Origin of the sequence: Acidisarcina polymorpha (genome assembly GCF_003330725.1) — a bacterium.
GTDB classification, from domain to species: Bacteria; Acidobacteriota; Terriglobia; order Terriglobales; family Acidobacteriaceae; genus Acidisarcina; species Acidisarcina polymorpha.
Window position 1 is genome coordinate 5923576 of sequence record NZ_CP030840.1, and the last position, 16308, is coordinate 5939883.

16 protein-coding genes and 1 tRNA gene are annotated in these 16308 nt (G+C 57.0%); 12 read left to right on the forward strand and 5 right to left on the reverse strand.

What is annotated here, in order from left to right:
* Nucleotides 1–40 precede the first annotated feature (40 nt).
* Nucleotides 41–3310: a TonB-dependent receptor gene (locus ACPOL_RS25270; RefSeq protein WP_161557564.1), complete on the reverse strand. Its 3270-nt coding sequence runs from the start codon at nucleotides 3308–3310 to the stop codon at nucleotides 41–43.
* A gap of 255 nt (nucleotides 3311–3565) precedes the next feature.
* On the opposite strand from ACPOL_RS25270, the gene ACPOL_RS25275 reads away from it, so the two are divergent.
* Entirely contained in the window at nucleotides 3566–4375 is an 810-nt protein-coding gene (locus tag ACPOL_RS25275; protein WP_236657021.1) for an NIPSNAP family protein, read from the forward strand.
* Nucleotides 4376–4393: 18 nt separating this feature from the next.
* Here the strand turns inward: ACPOL_RS25275 and ACPOL_RS25280 are convergent, their stop codons facing one another.
* Together ACPOL_RS25280 and ACPOL_RS25285 are read right to left on the reverse strand one after the other, a co-directional pair.
* Nucleotides 4394–5839, reverse strand: coding sequence for a hypothetical protein (locus tag ACPOL_RS25280; protein ID WP_114209512.1), 1446 nt, complete (start codon nucleotides 5837–5839; stop codon nucleotides 4394–4396).
* 159 nt (nucleotides 5840–5998) lie between these two features.
* A tRNA-Lys gene (locus ACPOL_RS25285) sits at nucleotides 5999–6074 on the reverse strand.
* 131 nt (nucleotides 6075–6205) lie between these two features.
* Between ACPOL_RS25285 and ACPOL_RS25290 the strand changes: the two genes are divergently transcribed.
* The 11 genes from ACPOL_RS25290 to ACPOL_RS25340 all read left to right on the forward strand — a co-directional run bounded on the left by ACPOL_RS25290 (nucleotide 6206) and on the right by ACPOL_RS25340 (nucleotide 15068).
* On the forward strand, nucleotides 6206–7063 hold the full coding sequence (locus ACPOL_RS25290) for a hypothetical protein (protein WP_114209513.1): 858 nt from the start codon (nucleotides 6206–6208) through the stop codon (nucleotides 7061–7063).
* Between the two features lie 64 nt (nucleotides 7064–7127).
* Nucleotides 7128–8279 (forward strand): type IV pilus twitching motility protein PilT, encoded by a 1152-nt coding sequence (locus tag ACPOL_RS25295; protein ID WP_114209514.1) that lies wholly within the window; start codon nucleotides 7128–7130, stop codon nucleotides 8277–8279.
* A gap of 66 nt (nucleotides 8280–8345) precedes the next feature.
* Complete coding sequence (locus ACPOL_RS25300; protein WP_114209515.1) at nucleotides 8346–9278, forward strand: hypothetical protein; 933 nt, start codon at nucleotides 8346–8348, stop codon at nucleotides 9276–9278.
* Between the two features lie 50 nt (nucleotides 9279–9328).
* Nucleotides 9329–10300: a methylmalonyl Co-A mutase-associated GTPase MeaB gene (gene meaB, locus ACPOL_RS25305; RefSeq protein ID WP_236657022.1), complete on the forward strand. Its 972-nt coding sequence runs from the start codon at nucleotides 9329–9331 to the stop codon at nucleotides 10298–10300.
* A gap of 46 nt (nucleotides 10301–10346) precedes the next feature.
* The gene (gene mce / locus ACPOL_RS25310) at nucleotides 10347–10754 is read left to right on the forward strand and encodes a methylmalonyl-CoA epimerase (RefSeq protein ID WP_114209516.1); all 408 of its coding nucleotides are present in this window, start codon (nucleotides 10347–10349) and stop codon (nucleotides 10752–10754) included.
* Entirely contained in the window at nucleotides 10754–11521 is a 768-nt protein-coding gene (gene tsaB, locus ACPOL_RS25315; RefSeq protein ID WP_114209517.1) for a tRNA (adenosine(37)-N6)-threonylcarbamoyltransferase complex dimerization subunit type 1 TsaB, read from the forward strand. The genes mce and tsaB overlap by 1 nt, the downstream gene beginning before the upstream one ends.
* The gene (locus ACPOL_RS25320; protein ID WP_114209518.1) at nucleotides 11518–12048 is read left to right on the forward strand and encodes a GNAT family N-acetyltransferase; all 531 of its coding nucleotides are present in this window, start codon (nucleotides 11518–11520) and stop codon (nucleotides 12046–12048) included. The genes tsaB and ACPOL_RS25320 overlap by 4 nt, the downstream gene beginning before the upstream one ends.
* A gap of 55 nt (nucleotides 12049–12103) precedes the next feature.
* Nucleotides 12104–12313 carry a DUF465 domain-containing protein gene (locus ACPOL_RS25325; protein ID WP_114209519.1) on the forward strand — a complete coding sequence of 70 codons (210 nt, stop codon included), beginning with the start codon at nucleotides 12104–12106 and terminating at the stop codon, nucleotides 12311–12313.
* A gap of 214 nt (nucleotides 12314–12527) precedes the next feature.
* Nucleotides 12528–13193 (forward strand): phosphatidylserine decarboxylase family protein, encoded by a 666-nt coding sequence (locus ACPOL_RS25330; protein WP_114209520.1) that lies wholly within the window; start codon nucleotides 12528–12530, stop codon nucleotides 13191–13193.
* Nucleotides 13190–14002, forward strand: coding sequence for a CDP-diacylglycerol--serine O-phosphatidyltransferase (gene pssA, locus ACPOL_RS25335; RefSeq protein WP_114209521.1), 813 nt, complete (start codon nucleotides 13190–13192; stop codon nucleotides 14000–14002). Before ACPOL_RS25330 ends, pssA begins: the two co-directional genes overlap by 4 nt.
* A 28-nt stretch (nucleotides 14003–14030) precedes the next feature.
* A complete protein-coding gene (locus ACPOL_RS25340; RefSeq protein ID WP_114209522.1) occupies nucleotides 14031–15068 on the forward strand; it encodes an Asd/ArgC dimerization domain-containing protein in 1038 nt (345 codons plus the stop codon).
* Between the two features lie 169 nt (nucleotides 15069–15237).
* On the opposite strand, the gene ACPOL_RS25345 is transcribed toward ACPOL_RS25340, so the two are convergent.
* Nucleotides 15238–15930, reverse strand: a complete 693-nt coding sequence (locus ACPOL_RS25345; protein ID WP_114209523.1) for an endonuclease III domain-containing protein — start codon at nucleotides 15928–15930, stop codon at nucleotides 15238–15240.
* A complete protein-coding gene (locus ACPOL_RS25350) occupies nucleotides 15927–16301 on the reverse strand; it encodes a tetratricopeptide repeat protein (protein WP_161557565.1) in 375 nt (124 codons plus the stop codon). The genes ACPOL_RS25345 and ACPOL_RS25350 overlap by 4 nt, the downstream gene beginning before the upstream one ends.
* Nucleotides 16302–16308: the final 7 nt, after the last annotated feature.

Here is a 16308-nt window from a genome sequence, read left to right on the forward strand (position 1 = left end):
ATCGCTACTGAACGGATCGTTTGCGGTGTTGCCGTTGTTCTCAGAAGATGAGTTTCATGCCGAATTGAATCTGGCGAGAAGAAGTGACAGTTCGAAAAATGATCCCGGCATTCGGACTCAAGACGCCACAACCAAGATTCTCGGGGTCGTTCTGTGCGGTACAAAGGGTGACCTTGTCGGCCAGCGTCTGCCTTCTGCCAACAAAGACCTGGTCGCCGTTACCTCCGCTGCCGGTAGGCCCCTGAGTGTTGACGGGGACATCAAAGTTGGCGTGATTCAGCAGATTGAAGGATTCGGCGCGAAACTGGATCGAGAAGCGATCATTCAATTTCGTCTGCTTCGTAAGCGATAAGTCGACGTCAACCAGCCCCGGACCGCACATGGTATTTCTGCCACTGTTGCCGTACACACCAGGCGGCGGCAAGGTGAAGACGGCGGGGTTGAACCATCCGGTCGGCTTGCGATAAGTCACCGCGCCCGAACACAGGTTCACCCCGGGCTTCAAGTTGGGGCGATCGGCGGGATCGGCCGCAAAGGTCGCCGAATTATTGAACGACCCCAGATTCGCCGTGAACGGCACCCCCGACAAGGCGCTCACGATCAACCCCGTTCGGAAGCCTTCGGCCAGCTTTCCTGTCACTCCAGTCAGACTCTGACCCCAGCGTCGGCCCGGACCAAAGGGCAGATCGTAGAGCGAATTGAAGACGAATGCATGTCGTCGGTCGAAGGAGGAGCGACCACGGTCGGCCTCGCGGTCGAAGAAGTTTTGCGAGACTCCTGACTCGGAGTCCCAGTCGCTGGGGTAGGCTCCGCTCTGGTCGTCGATGGACTTTGAATAGGTATACGAAGCCTGCAGTGAAAGCCCCGAGCTGAAGCTCCTCTGCAGCCGTCCCTGGAGTGAGTCATAGGCGGAATTGGCATCCGTGACGATCAGTGGAATAGAGCCAAGCAGGGGATTGATCGACCGGCCTCCGGGTAAGTCATTGGCTTCGCCGGTACGGACGAGATGCACCCCTCGAGATCCGACGTAGGCGATCTGCAGGATCGTGACTGGATCAAGCTGGCGTTCGATATTGAGGTTGTACTGCATGTAGTAGGGGAAGGAGGGGCGATAAGTCATGCCGAAGCTACCCACTACAGAGGGAGGAATCGGGCCAACGATTGAATCGACGCTGGTTGGAGGCGCGGCAAACCTTGGCAGGATATAAAGCAGCGGCTTATAGAACGGTTCATAGAAACGCGTATTGAAATACAGGTTTGCCCAAATCTGATCGCGCATTACCCCAAAACCGCCGCGCAGCACGGTCTTTCCGCTTGCTTCGGGGGTCCACGCAAAGCCGACCCGCGGCGACCAGAGGTCAAGTGGCACGCTCTGCCATATCTTGCCTACCGTTGGTCCGGGATCGGTCGCGATTTTGCGAATATTCGACAGCCGGTTGTCCTCTTCGGACGGGTTACTGGAGTACTCCCAGCGCAGTCCAAGATTCAGCGTCAGCTGGGGAAGTATCCGCCAGTCGTCTTGCATATAGAAGCCGAGATAGTTCTGGCGATAGCCGCGGTTCGAGTCGGCAAAGTTAGGATCGACCCCAAAGTAGGTATAAGGGACGCCTTCCAGGAAGAACTCAAGTGCTGGATCGGTGCTCTGCGCCGGAATGCCAAACGAGGAGAGATCATCAAAGCTGTATTCGCCATCGATGAAAAAATCGAACGGCCCGTTGACCTGGATTCGCTTGGCGTCTGCGCCAAATTTAAGAGAGTGACGGCCCCTGGTGAGAAAAACGTTGTCAAACTCCTCGAAGGTGTTCGAGGAGGTGCCGGAGGGGAAGATTAAATTATTGCCGATCAAGGGAAGGCCGGAGATGGCGAGCCCGCCGAGAGGGCGATGGTTTTCCAACGAGATGCTGAGGGGCGATTCATTGTCGGTCGTCGCCTGATACGAAGTCCGGTTGTAATTGAACTTCGCCTCATTCAGCAGGCTGGTGTTGATCACTCGCTGCCAACTCAGGAGAAGGTAGTTATCCGCAACCGTACGCTTCCCATCGAAGCCGGGAACAAACGTACTTTGAAAGGGAACAATCGAGTATCCGTTGTCGATGACCCATCTGGCGAAGAGCTGGTCTTTTTCCGTTAGCTGATCGTCGACCCTGAGCAGCCCATAATTCTCCAGTGTCGGCTGGTTGCGGGAGGTATTGAGGACTGCCAATCCGCCCGAAAGCGATGCCCCGTTTGCATGAGGGAACAACGCCAGAAAGGGGGAAATCAGCGGATTCACCCCCACGTTAATCAACAGGCTCGGGTTAGCGGCAGACGGCAGTAGTCCCAGGTGGGCATTATCGTCGGGAACGGTCGCGCTGGTAGTAATCCCTCGTTGTTCATCAAGTCCTTCATAATCGGCGAAGAAGAACAGCTTGTTCTTGAGCAGCGGGCCGCCTAGCGCTCCACCAAACTGATTGCGCGTGAATGAAGGAATCTGGCTAAGATCAAAATAATTTCGAGCGTCGAGTGCGGAATTTCTAACGAAGTCAAAGACCGATCCGTGAAACTCGTTCGTCCCGGAGCGCGAAACCAGCTGGATATTCGCTCCCGCATTCCGCCCATATTCGGCGCTATAAGTGTTCAGAAGCACCCGAAATTCGCGGATGGCTTCGACGCCGAGCTGCACTCCGGCCGGCCCCCCCGGGTAGGTGTTGAACCCGGGATCGTTGATGTCGCCGCCATCGAGATTGAAGTTGTTCATGGTCGGACGGGATCCCTGGACCGCAGCCTTGGTGATCCCACCCTCTGAGAAAGGGCTGGGTCCCGCATTCGTGGTTGGCAGTACACCTGGCTGCAGCAGCGTCAGCTGAAAGAGATCACGCCCGTTCAGTGGCAATTCGCGAAGGATATTCGCGCTTACCACGGTGCTCATCTGCGAGGTTGTGGTCTCGAGAATGGGACCAGCCTCGGTCACGACGATCTGTTGTTCGACCGAACCGACCGGAAGATCGGCATCGACGACTGCCTGCTGGTTGACTAGCAGATTGATATTGGATCTCACCACGGTCTTGAAGCCGTCGTGCCGGACCACGACTTCATACCCACCAGGCTGCAAGCCCGCGATGTCATAACTCCCGATCGAGTCGGTGCGCGATTCTCGAGTGGTTCCGGTCGCCAGTTGGCGTACGGTGACATGGGCATCGCTAATTAGCGCGCCGGAAGCATCCCGGACCGTTCCCAGGATCTCGGAAGTAATGCTCTGACCGCCAGCAGGAAGCAGGTGGGTCGCAAACACGAATATCACAGGCAAGGCATGACGCAAAGCGTTCTTCACATTCGATCCTTGAGAGAATGCAAACGGCCGCCTATAGGACAATTCCCAGTCGATTGAATCTGACGCATGTGCCGGACATCTGACCCCGCGCCTTTGCTAAACAAGCTACACGCTCCGGTATCTAAAGTGGAAATCTATCTTAGTAAGTCTATGCCCGGGGCGAGTGGAGGATATCATCCTGTCCCTTATAGGATTCAAGGCCCTTTCACCGAGCAACAGAGTGACTGGCAAAACACGGTGGTCGCTTGCAGTAGAATGGTGCATTCCTCGGAGGTCATCATCCAACGCCGACAGTTTCTCGCCGCCAGCCTGGCTACTTCAGCATTAACCCTTACCCGCAAAGGAAGAGCACAAGCGGCGCCAGCAGCCTCTCGCGAATTTTATCTGCTCCGACGCTACGAGCTGCAGTCGGGGCCACAAACGAAGCTCACCGAGAGCTATTTCGCAACGGCGCTCATCCCGGCGCTCATGCGCATGAAAGTTGGTCCAGTGGGCGCTTTCCAACTCACCATCGGACCGGAGACGCCAACCTTTTACCTGCTCGTCCCGGGCAACTCGGTCGAGTCCTTAGCCACTCTCGATCTGCATCTCGCCCAGGACGAGCAATTTCTCAAGGACGCGGATCCCTTCTGGGCCGCACCTGCGACAGCGCCATCGTTTCTTCGCGTCGAGAGTACCTTGCTTGCAGCCTTTGAGGGATGGCCGAAGCTGACTCCGCCGGCCACTGCAGCCAAACGAATCTTTCAACTGCGAACGTACGAGAGCCCTAGCGACCGTGACCACGTCCGCAAGGTCGAGATGTTTAATCAGGCCGAATTGGATGTCTTCCGGAACGCCGGATTTCATCCCGTTTTCTACGGCGACGCCCTGATAGGTCCACGCTTGCCAAAGCTTACCTACATGTTGAGCTTTCCATCGATGGAAGAGTTGAATGCCCGTTGGGCGGTCTTCGGTGCCGATCCGAACTGGAAGAAACTCTCTAGCTCGCCCCGCTATGCCTTTGAAGAGATCGTAAGCAGCATCACGAACCTGATTCTGACGCCGCTTACCTGCTCCCAGATCTGAAAACCACTTGAGCCGGGCTTAGAGCGTTTTGAGAAAGGCGATCAAGTCTGCCCGTTCCGAGGGTTTGAGGCTGAGTCCAAAGGGATGACCGGGAATCGACCGTGTCTTGCCGTCGTAGCCTTTGAAACCAGTCGGGATGTAGTCAGGCTCGAGGCGAGCGGGATTGAACCAATCCTCTAACGTGAGAGCCGAACCATTGTGGCCGAAGGGCCCGCGATACCACACTCCCCGGAGTGAGGGGACCTTGTAGTACCCAGTACCTTTGTGGGTTTGCAGGGTGTAGCGCGGATCGACGCCTATATGGATCGGCATCACCTCCGCTGGGGCTGCGCTTCCGGTAAACCCCTCTACTGCAATCAGCTTGTTGTTCGTGTAGAGCGGCGGCGTGTGGCAGACGCCGCATTTCTGTTGGGCGAAGAGGATCTTTCCGCGAGCCGCTGATGCGTCCAAGCGGTTTGGATTCGGCGGGGGTTGCAGAGAGTAGAGATATTTGGCAAGCGCATAGAGTTGTCCATCACTATAGCGGGCAGCTGGAAGCGGCGGCTCGGTCTTGTCCGGCCCGTACCGGTCGGCCGCAAACATATCCTGAGCGAGCGAACCATAGCGCATCAGGTCCCCGATATCACGTTGACGGACCAATCCGGTGTGGTCAAGGAAGTGCCGGTCCCGAACCCCAATCAGATCCGGGATTTGCGGAGGCAGCAAGATACTCGTGTTGGCGCGGGCGGTGACGCCGGGCGGGATCGCCTCTCCGGCTGCAGCCAGCTCCTCAAGACTCATCGATTCGGGCAGCCGGTTGATGTCTCCTGGAACCCATGGCACTTCGAACTGCCGGGCGAAGCCGCGCACCTGGGCGAGGACCTTGCTCTCGGGCATAAATTTTGCCGAACTCCTCAGGAGCAGCGCTCCTTCACGATCGTTGGGGTTGTTGCCTTGCCCTCCAGGTACGACCGTACCGTCGGCCAGCACCCGGGTGTGGCAGGTGGCGCAGCTCATTGACCCCAATTCGACAATGCCCTTGCGCCGGACCACCCAGCGAGCGAAGGGTATCGTTCCATCCTTCGCCACCGGCATGCCGGTCTCCTTGAAAAAGTTTGGATCGCGCAGGTTCTGCTCACTGAAAAATACCGGGTGCAGCGAGGTGGGCGCATTGAAGACGATCTCTCCCGCAGCGATCCATGCATCTTCATCTCTGGGCGCATTTACTGGGAAAATGATCTCTGGATCCCGCGTCTTGAGCCAATCCCCATATCCGGCCGGTTCGCGTCCCGGGGCAAATACCGGATAGGACTTGTAAATGACTCGCTCTGAGATTTGGTAATATCGGTCCCGATCAAGGTGGACCGGAGAATATTCCGGGTTTGCGAGCGGCAGCTCGAGTGAGTGAATGGCAGTCTGGTCCCACGTTTGGGGGGTATCGGGGGCCAAGGCGAACAAGGCCAGAAGCAGCGCAGCGTATCTCATATAGGGCCGCTAACCGAGGGCGAAAGATGGAGGCTACAACCAACAAGGAACGGGAAATACCAGGAAACCTTAGCACATGCCCGGCTCAATAACCCGCGGGGCGGTCTTGGCGCCGCGCAACTTTGGATTTACCGGTGTGTTTAGTTCTAGGGGATATCGTGGTGAGCTCGGTGGGATTCGAACCCACGACCCACGCATTAAAAGTGCGTTGCTCTACCGACTGAGCTACGAGCTCACTATTTACCGCTACTTTCAAATTAACACAGACATTCTGCATCCCATGACTAAGCTTTCGGCGTAACACCGCCTATCGTGAATCCCTCAACCATGCGGTACTATCGACAGACTGGATGAACTATTCAAAGTATGACCCCATCTTTCCGCAAGTTCTTTGACCGGTGGTTTCTCACCATTTCCGCTCTCGGATTGCTGGCGGTTACCCCATCCACTTCCAAGAGCGCCGAGATTGCCCCTCAGTCTCTCATGCAGAACGGCTTCCACAGCATGTACAACCTGGATTTCTCTCAGGCGACGCAGGACTTCGATGAATGGCAGAAGCAGCATCCTCAGGATCCAATGGGGCCAGTCGCCCATGCCACTGCTCTTCTCTTCGCGGAGTTTGCCCGGCTCGGCGTGCTGGAAGCTCAATTATTTGTTGATGACAAGAGCTATGAAGACCGTAAGAAGCTTACTCCGGATCCGAAAATCAGGGATCAGTTTCAGAATCAGCTGGCAATGGGCGATCAGTTGGCAGCCGCCGCGCTGCTCAAGAATGCCAGCGATACAAACGCACGGTTCGCCAAGGTGCTTTCGCTTGGCTTGCGCTCCGATTACGCGGCCTTAATCGAGAAACGAGATCTTGCCGCCCTGAACTACACAAAGCAAGGACGTGAGGACGCCGATCTGCTGCTCAAAGAGAAGCCAGACGCCTACGACGCCTACATCGCCCTGGGGGTTGAGAATTACCTGACCGGCATCAAACCCGCTCCGATCCGTTGGATGCTTCAGATGGGTGGAATGCAGACCGACAAACTGCAGGGAATTGAGCAACTCCAGAAAACCGCTGATCACGGGGTTCTGCTCGCGCCCTTTGCCAAGCTGCTCCTTGCTGTGGCCGCGTTCCGTGACAAGGACATGAACAAAGGCTGCAACCTGCTTCGGGGGCTGGCCTCCAGCTACCCGAAAAACCCGCTCTATTCTCGGGAGCTGGTGCGCTGTCATTGACCCGGCGAGGGTCCTCGTTTGCGACGCTTATCGGTCGCTGACGATTTACGATAAATGAACGCGCATGAGTGCATACGAGAGCGAATTATCCCGGCTTGTCGACGAATTGAATCGTTCCGTTCCTGGCGTGCGCAGCGGGGAACGCACCTCGCTCGATCAACTACTTGCGCTCGCCGCGCAACGCAATGCCTCTGACATGATCCTGGTCGTCGGTTCGGCGATTGCGCTCCGGGTCAATGGCGGCCTCAGTGCGGCGGCGGGTAAGCCGCTCACACACGAAGACATTCGCGGCATGTTGCTGCCCCTCCTGACCACGGATCAATCTGAGGAACTACAGCGCGAGAGGTCCTTAGACTTCTGCTTTGTGCGGAATTCTATTGGCCGGTTTCGCGCCAATTTTCACTATCAGCGCGGGACTTTAGCGGCCAGCATACGCCTGCTTCCACCCCAGGTGCCGTCGCTTGAGTCGCTGCACCTGCCTTCCGTGCTCGCCCCGCTGACGGAGCGTCGCCAGGGGCTCATCCTGCTCACCGGTCCAACGGGCTGCGGCAAGACTTCAACCTTGGCGGCCCTGATCGACCTAATCAACGGTCGCCGCCGCGACCACATCATTACCATTGAGGATCCCATCGAGTACCAGCACATGAATAGGGGATCGATCGTCGAACAGATCGAGGTTGGACATGACACCCCCAGTTTTGCTCAGTCGATTCGCGCTGTGCTACGTCAAAGCCCGGATGTGATTTTGGTAGGAGAGATGCGCGATGCCGAGACGATGGCGGTTGCGCTGACCGCGGCCGAGACTGGCCATCTCGTCCTTTCTTCGCTGCACACCAATGACGCCGCCCAGACGGTTTCTCGTATTCTCGACACTTTTCCTAGTTCGCATCAGCCGCAGATCCGGCAGCAGCTCTCGTTGGCGTTGTTGGCGGTCATCTCCCAGCAGCTGGTCCCGGCCGCTGATGGTAGTGGGCGCTATCCGGCGATAGAAGTCATGCTTGCGACAACGGCGATCCGTAATCTGATTCGTACCGGTCAGGATCACCAGATACGGTCCCACATCTCAGTCGGACGGGCGGACGGGATGTTCACCATGGAGCAATCACTTGCCGAACTGGTACGCGCCGGCCGCATCCTGCGCGAGACTGCTTACGCCCACTGCTACAACCAGGCTGAGCTGCGCCAGCATCTCGACACCCCTTCACGGCATTCCTGAGGGACTGTAGCTACTTTTATCTTGAAATTTCCTTAGAAAACGGCAGAATGCATAGGGAAGAATCCAATGAAAAAGCCGGTCGCCCTACTTCTGTTGGTATTTGCCACGCTCTCCCTCCAAGCCCAGGATGCAAGCACCGCGCTGAGCCAATTCTTTGAAGGCAAACAAGTGGTGGTGAAGATCGATATGCCCGGCACGCAACAGGGGATTGACATCTATCCAGGCAAGCCAAATGCTTTCGACGCGAAGGCTTATGGCAAGCGGATGAAGAGCTTCCCGGCCTCGCTGCGCAGCGGCGATGCGGTCATGATCACTACCGTCAAGGTGAAGGATAAGCTGATCGAGTTCCAGCTAGGCGGAGGAGGCTTCGGCACTTTCGGGGACGACACCAACACTGCCGTTCAATTCACTCCGGCGCCCAAAAGCGATCGCGAGAAGGACCTGGAGAATCAACTCAGCAATACCGACGACTCCGATCAGAAAAGCCGCATTCAGCGGGAGTTGGATTATCTTCGCCGTCAGCGGGAGCGTGACGATCAACGTAACCGCGCTATCGCCCAGCAGGCTGCACAAGTCAAGAAAATGCAGGTCGATGACAGCCGGATGAAGGGCGGCTCCCGCTTCAACTTGAAATACGACGGCAAGGTTCCTCCCAACGTGACTCCGCAGGACGTAATCGCGGCGTTGTCCCCCTACGTCAGCTTTCCAGCCCAGATGACTGGAGGGTCCCCGGCTGATGCAGTCCCACCCCCGGCGGCCACCCTCCAGCCGGCGGTGATGTCACAGAGCACCGGAGCATCTTCGGATCCATCGCACGGCTTGCAAAAGGGAATGCATCAGGACCAGGTGCGAGCGCTGCTGGGAAATCCGACAAATGTCACCGACACCGATCATGACGGTCTTCATGTCCACTCTGAAACCTATGCTCAGGGAAGCACCCTCATTCACGCAGAATATGTGAATGGCATTCTGGTGCGTTACTCGATGGACGTTCACTGAGCAGTCACAAAGCCGTCATGACTGAGCTGGCGATATGATCGCTGCTGAGCATGACTGATGCAATTGAAGAGCTGATTGAACAACTTCGGGGCGGCAGCGTCCGCGCTTTGTCCCGAGCCATCTCCGAAGTCGAGAACGGCGGGTCGCTGGCTCCAAAAATCCTTGCAGGTTGCTTTCCATATTCTGGACGCGCCTTGAGGGTCGGTATTACTGGTTCCCCAGGGGCAGGCAAGAGCACTCTGGTTGACCACCTGGTCACGCAATACCGCAGCCAGGGAAGAACCGTTGGCGTGGTCGCCGTCGATCCGACGAGTCCCTATTCCGGGGGCGCCATATTAGGGGACCGCATCCGAATGCAGGCCCATCACGCAGATTCCGGCGTTTTCACTCGCAGCATGGCGACTCGCGGAGCTCTGGGCGGCCTGGCGAGTACCACGGCAGATGTTGTCTCCATCATCGAAGCCAGCGGCAAAGACGTCATTCTCATCGAAACAGTCGGCGTAGGTCAGGACGAAATCGACGTCGTTCGTCTGGCGGATGTCTGCGTTGTCGCGGTGGTTCCTGGGATGGGTGATGATATTCAGAGCATGAAAGCGGGAATCATGGAGATTGCCGATGTCCTGGTCATCAACAAAAGCGATCGCGAGGGGAGCGACCGTCTCGAACAAGAGCTCCGAGCGATGCAGAGTTTGGGTCACTCGTCCAAAGAACCGAATTTGGATGTTCACATTATTCGCACCGTAGCCATCACTGGAGACGGAATCGCCGAGTTGCAATCTGCCATCGGAGCACAGGAACAGTGGCTGGGAATGGAAGGACGATTGTTCGCAAGGCGCTCGGCACAATGGCGAGAGCGCATCTCGAATATGATCAGGCAGGAAGTGCTACGCAATATCCAACGGCCAGGCGGGGGCGAGGACGAGTTTGCGAAGCTGGCCGAGGCGGCCGCTGCCGGCACCGTCAATCCTTACCTGGCGCTGCCCAGGATGATGGAGAGATTGCGGCAGGCTGCTCGGAACTAAGAGAAAATGGCAGAGAAGATTGACTTAAGGAGACCAAGACAGAATTATGGCAACGATCGATCATTTAGGCATTGCGGTCAAGAGCATTGCGGCCGCTCGCGGATTCTACGAGTCGCTGGGGCTATCGGTGGTGCGGGAAGAAGAAGTGCCCGACGAACAGGTGCGGACCGCAATGATTCCGGTAGGCGAAAGCCGGGTCGAGCTGCTTGAACCCACCAGCGACGATTCTCCGGTGGGACGGTTTCTGGCGAGTCGAGGCGAAGGCCTTCATCATGTGGCCTTTCACGTCGACGATATCTCGGGAACCCTCGAAGAACTCAAAGCCAAGGGTGTGCGGCTGGTAAACGACGATCTTCAGATCGGAGCCGGCGGTCATCTGTATTTCTTTGTTCATCCAGAGAGTGCCGGCGGAGTGCTGGTAGAGATCTGTCAGGATTCGATCGCGGACGTCTGATGCTTTTAGCTATCGATACTTGCGGGACCTTGGGAGGAGTGGCGCTCGGTGAGTTGACAGCCCACCCCGCCACCCGGAGCTCCGAACCAGCGCAGGTGCGGCTCGCGGCCGCCCGCGAACTTGCGGGCAGAAGCTATTCCGAGCAGCTTATCCCGACCATCTCTGAGGTGCTTGCAGAGACTCGCGTGGGACTTCCGCAGTTGCAGGGTATCGTCGTCATTCATGGTCCGGGGAGCTTTACCGGGATCCGCATCGGCGTCAGTGCGGCAAAAGGTCTTGCTGAGGCTCTCGCCGTCCCGATTATTGCCGTTTCTCGCCTCAGGCTCTTGGCTCTGAAAGCCCAGGGCACGGCGATTGCCGTCCTCGACGCAGGTCGCGGCGAGTTTTTTGTGGGCGTCTATCAAGACGGAATTTGCGTTCAGGAAATTCTACTGACCCGCGAAAATTTGATGGAGGCGATGACGAACTGGAAGTACCCGGTTCTCGTCTGTGAAAACCGAGTTTTTGAGTCCCTATCGGAGATCGGGCCACGACTAGTCTCTGCACCAGCTGCGATCGACGCGCTTGCTGCCGGTGCAAACCGGTTTCTCGCCCAGGACTTCGACGATACGGCCCTGCTAGACGCCAACTATCTGCGTCGTTCTGAGATCGAGATGCTTGCCAGGATCGCCGAACATGCAGCACTGCGGGCCGCTCCATCGTGTGCTGACCCACGCCCTGCTTCGGTGTCGGTTGACTCGGCACCCGCTGATGTTCATCAAAGATGAGCGATGCGATTCGCATCCGGGCTATGACCGCCGAGGATGTGGAGGCGGTGATCGGGATGGAGCGGCAAACCGATACTGCTCCGCATTGGTCCCGCGACGACTACCTCTGCTGCCTCGAGCAGAATGCCGCTATGGCTCTGCAGCGGTTTGCCCTGGTAGCAGAATCGGGGTATTCCCTGGCAGGCTTTCTCGTCTTGCGCCTGTTAAAACTTCAGGGCGACTCCGAGGCGGAGCTGGAGTCGATCGTAGTCGCTCCTTTTCTGCAAGGGCAGGGAATCGGTAGACGGTTGATGACCGCGGGCCTGCAACTGGCAAGATCCCAAGGGGCCCGGCGCTTTTCTCTCGAAGTGCGAGCCTCAAACCAGGCGGCAATCCGCCTTTATCAGAGCTTTAAGCTAGCCGAAATTGGCCGCCGCCCGGGATATTTTCACCTTTCTGAGGAAGATGCTGTCCTAATGAGCATCAATTTGGAACTGGAGTTACGCGAAACCTTCGCACTTTCAGAATTTCCTCAACAAGTGGATTGAAAAGATCAGGCGACCGGAGTGATACTTTCATACGTCTTATGGAAAGAGGTGTTGCATGAAGGTAGAAACAACCGGAACGCAAGACGACGTGTCAATCCAGCAGCTGCAAGAGGAACACCGCCGGTATTCTGAGAAACTTGATGGACTCTCCCACAGCCCCTATCTATCAGCTGAAGAGCAGATCGAGGAAGTCCGCTTGAAAAAACTCAAACTTCGTGTCAAAGACGAGATGATGGGCCATCGTCCTTTCATTCGCTTCAACTAGCCAAGCCCTGGATTACGGCAGCTTCGTCACCCATTCGTGCTGCGGCGCCTGGACCACTGGACGCCGCAGGGGAATGGCTTTTTGTGTCCCATAGAACGCGCCAGCGCGCGTTACGACGCATTGACCTTCATCGCGACCTATACGCACCTATAATGGAAGAGGGCAGGCTCAAAGCCTGTGACATTCAGGAATAGAAGGTCGCTAACTCAAGTTCATGGTGCGTGACGGATATTTTTATGGCTTCGGCCTGCTGGCGGTCGCCGGGGCGCTGATCTGGTGGACGGGAGGATGGCTGTGGGCGATCGTTCCTCTTCTGCTCGCCGCGTTCTTTCTCTGGTTCTTTCGCGACCCGGCGCGCAGAATTCCCTCCGGAGCTGGTCTGATTGTTTCTCCTGCTGACGGGGTAGTAACCAGCGTTGAACACGTTTCGACGCTCTCGGGCAAGCAAATTAAACTGAGTGTCTTCTTGAGCGTCTTCGATGTGCATGTCAATCGCTCCCCCTTAAGCGGGCTGGTGCGGGAAGTTCGCTACGAAAAGGGTCTATTTTTGAATGCAATGAACCCGGCTTCTGCAGACAAGAATGAGCAAAATACCGTGGTTGTCGAGGGAGATGGCTGCCAGATCGTCTTCAAGCAGATCGCGGGTCTGCTGGCGCGGCGGATTGTCTTCAATAAGCGGGTTGGTGACCGGGTCGAGCGCGGTGAACGCGTAGGCTTGATCAAGTTTGGTTCGCGAGTCGATGTGCTGCTGCCAGGGAATGCCGCTGTTTCGGTAAAAAAAGGCGATAGGGTCAGGGGCGGCGCATCGGTGCTGGCCAAGGTGCCGGTGCCTACGCCCTTGTCCGGCGAGCCGATGATCGCCGGGGAGAGGAGAATTTGATCGCCCGCCAACGTCGGCGGGGCCTCTTCATTCTGCCGTCTGTTTTTACCGCCGGAAATATCGCTGCGGGTTATTACGCCATCACTCAGAGTTTGGAGGGTTCGGTGCTGGCGCCGCAGCACTTCAACTACGCGGCTCTGGCGATTGGGTTCGCAATTCCGTTCGACGCGCTCGACGGCCGCATTGCCCGCATGACCAATACCACCAGCGAGTTCGGCAAGGAACTCGATTCACTCGCCGACGTGATTACCTTCGGGGTAGCTCCGAGCATCCTAGCGTTCAGCTGGGGTTTTCGCTCGCTCGCCTTGGAAGGATATTCAGACATCCGGCAGCGCCTGGTGCAACTGGGAGCCTTCATCTGTTTTCTTTTTCTTATCTGTGGCTCGGCAAGGCTCGCGCGCTTCAATATCAGCCACAATCCGGTTGCCCTCAATCCCGGACGCGGGGACCGGAAGTACTTTGTGGGCATGCCGATCCCGGCCTCGGCAGGGATGATCGCCGCTGTCGTGCATTTTTTCCGAGGCGAGCCGCTGGCGGTCTGGTGGATGTCCGTACTGTGGATGGGACTGGTCGGCCTGATCGGCTTTCTCATGGTCAGCACCTGGCGATTCTGGAGCGGCAAGGAGATTAACCTTTTTAATCGACATCCCTTTCGTTTGTTGATTTTGCTGGGCGCATTTGTCTATGCGCTGGTGGTTTTTTCTCAGGTATTGTTGTTGCTCATGGCTGCTTTTTATACGTGCTCGGGGATTTTTTCCCGTGCTGCCTACTCCTGGTCGCGAGGACGAAAGCCCGCGAACGCTGCTTGAAAACCTCAAACATGTGAAACGAGACTTAATGCCTGAGAATTATCGGATTGCGATCGTCGGTGCTGGCTCCCTTCGCGGCAAGGAACTCAACGAGGCGCTTGGTGAATCCGCGTTTGCAGCGTCCGACTTTGTGCTGCTGGATGATGAGAGTTCGTTGGGCAAGGTCGAGGCGGTGGGGGACGAAGTCACTGTGGTGCAAATGATCGATCCACAGTCATTTGATCACGCGGATTTTGTTTTCTTCGCTGGAGACGCCGGCAATACGCTAAAGCACTGGAAGAGCGCCTCCCGTTCTGGCGCCAGCATTCTCGATCTTACTTACGCGCTCGAAGGCGAACCCGATGTATTGGTGCGTTCTCCGTGGGTGCGCGAGGAGCTGAACGGTCTTTCCTCAGGAAAGGCAACTCCCGATCTCAGAACGCCGGCGATCGTGCCGGCGCATCCTGCCGCCGTCGCGCTGGCGCTGTTATTGCTTCGCGTCAAAAAGGTGGGACCGGTCGCCAGCGCCTGGGCCACCGTCCTCGAGCCGGCCACGGAACATGGCCGCTCCGCCATGGATGAGCTGCATCAGCAGACCATCAGCCTGCTGTCCTTCCAACCTCTGCCCAAGGAGACCTATGACGCTCAGGTGGCCTTCAACCTGCTGCCAGTTCTCGGCGAGGAAGCGAAGGTGGACCTCGGTGCAACGGAATTGCGTATCCGCCGCCATTATGGGTTGCTATCCGGGGGAGGACTACCTCAGGTGAGCGTGCAGTTGATCCATGCTCCCGTATTCCACGGTTATGGCATTTCTCTCGGCATTGAACTGGAGCAGCCCGCCTCTGTTGAAGAATTAGAAGCAGCGCTTACCGGCGAACATGTCGACGTGGTTCTCGGCGATCAAGATGCACCCAGCAATCTTAGCACCGCTGGAGAAGAAGACATCATGGTGCGGGTGCGAGGGGAAGAAGGACGGCAACGTTTCTGGATTTGGGCAGCCGCCGACAACCTGAAGCTCTCAGCCCTTAACGCGGTGGCTTGCGCACTCGAATTGCGCAAATTGCGCCCGCAGGGAAAGGTCCAATGACTGGCGACAACTAGTCAGGCGGACTATCGCTGGCGCACGGTTCACGGCTGATGAAAAATTCCGTAGAAAGAAAAAACCCGGCCAAATCGGCTAGCAGCCTGGCGATGGTTCCTCTTTCGGGTACTAAGGACCTGCGCGGCACGGCAAGGATATGAAATCTTCAATGAAGCTATTTAAGGAACGGACCTGAAATGGGCAAGAATTCGGCGAGCGGGCAACCGTCGCACTTCGGAGTGGGTCCGCAGTGGGTCTTTCCCACCATCACGACGAGCGCGTGAAACTCGTTATAGTGCTGGACGATCGCATTCCGGTCGCCTTCTGGATAGCTTTCATTTAGCGCGTCTATTGCGAGCGCCTGGATCTCCGAGTAAGTTGCCTTCGCGGGTAAGAGCCTGTGCCGAGTGACGATGCGGCGGAGGTATTCGTCAACCACCATGGCTGGATGACCCAAAGCATATAGCAAGATGGCATCGGCGGTCTCAGGTCCAACTCCAGGAAGGGCGAGTAGCTTCACCCGGGCAGTCTCGGGCTGTTCGGCAGCAAGCTGACTTAACGAACCCCGGTATTCGCGGTCGAGCAACGTGACAAAGGCCTTCAGCGCTGCAGCTTTTCGCACCATAAATCCCGACGGGCGGATCAGCTGGCGCAACTCCTCGTCGGGCAATCCACGAACACCGTCGATGGTCAGCGAACCATGTGCCGCAAGGTTCTGGATTGATCGTTCTACGCCTTTCCATGAGGTGTTTTGGGTGAGATAGGCCCCGACGATGACTTCGAAGGAGGTGGCTGCCGGCCACCATTGCTGGGGACCATAGACGGCAGTCAATCGGAGGTACATCTGGCCGAGCCGCGCCTTCCTCATTCTGGCGATCCGGCTCCGTTTAGAGTTCGCAGCTGCTGCTTCCAGCCGAGCAGTTTGGCTTTGAGGGCTTCGGCCTCGGCTTCAGGAATTCTTCCTTGATGCTGATAGAGAATCGACAGGCTGGTATGTGCAAGCGGATCTTCTGGGTCGCGCATGATCAGTTCAAGCGCCGTATCGATCGCGCGGCGGTAGTCGCCCGAATCCTGAAATGCTCGGACCAGTCCATGCATTGCGTCCAGGAATTCCGGATCAATCGCCAGCGCCTGCTGAAAATGGCGAATTGCCGATCTGCCGTCGTTTCTCGCAACGCAATCCAGTGCCTGGTCGTAGAAGCTTTCAGCCTGTTTGCGGATCGCGCTTTCGGAAGTCATGCGTACT

Excerpts from the sequence above, each read along its gene's own strand:
- ACPOL_RS25300 (WP_114209515.1), top strand. The coding sequence starts at position 8,346 with ATGAAAAAGCCGGTCGCCCTACTTCTGTTGGTATTTGCCACGCTCTCC.
- ACPOL_RS25295 (WP_114209514.1), top strand. The coding sequence starts at position 7,128 with ATGAGTGCATACGAGAGCGAATTATCCCGGCTTGTCGACGAATTGAAT.
- ACPOL_RS25325 (WP_114209519.1), top strand. The coding sequence starts at position 12,104 with ATGAAGGTAGAAACAACCGGAACGCAAGACGACGTGTCAATCCAGCAG.
- ACPOL_RS25330 (WP_114209520.1), top strand. The coding sequence starts at position 12,528 with ATGGTGCGTGACGGATATTTTTATGGCTTCGGCCTGCTGGCGGTCGCC.
- ACPOL_RS25320 (WP_114209518.1), top strand. The coding sequence starts at position 11,518 with ATGAGCGATGCGATTCGCATCCGGGCTATGACCGCCGAGGATGTGGAG.
- ACPOL_RS25275 (WP_236657021.1), top strand. The coding sequence starts at position 3,566 with ATGGTGCATTCCTCGGAGGTCATCATCCAACGCCGACAGTTTCTCGCC.
- ACPOL_RS25345 (WP_114209523.1), bottom strand. The coding sequence starts at position 15,930 with ATGAGGAAGGCGCGGCTCGGCCAGATGTACCTCCGATTGACTGCCGTC.
- tsaB (WP_114209517.1), top strand. The coding sequence starts at position 10,754 with ATGCTTTTAGCTATCGATACTTGCGGGACCTTGGGAGGAGTGGCGCTC.
- ACPOL_RS25340 (WP_114209522.1), top strand. The coding sequence starts at position 14,031 with ATGCCTGAGAATTATCGGATTGCGATCGTCGGTGCTGGCTCCCTTCGC.
- mce (WP_114209516.1), top strand. The coding sequence starts at position 10,347 with ATGGCAACGATCGATCATTTAGGCATTGCGGTCAAGAGCATTGCGGCC.
- ACPOL_RS25350 (WP_161557565.1), bottom strand. The coding sequence starts at position 16,301 with ATGACTTCCGAAAGCGCGATCCGCAAACAGGCTGAAAGCTTCTACGAC.
- ACPOL_RS25280 (WP_114209512.1), bottom strand. The coding sequence starts at position 5,839 with ATGAGATACGCTGCGCTGCTTCTGGCCTTGTTCGCCTTGGCCCCCGAT.
- meaB (WP_236657022.1), top strand. The coding sequence starts at position 9,329 with ATGACTGATGCAATTGAAGAGCTGATTGAACAACTTCGGGGCGGCAGC.
- ACPOL_RS25290 (WP_114209513.1), top strand. The coding sequence starts at position 6,206 with ATGACCCCATCTTTCCGCAAGTTCTTTGACCGGTGGTTTCTCACCATT.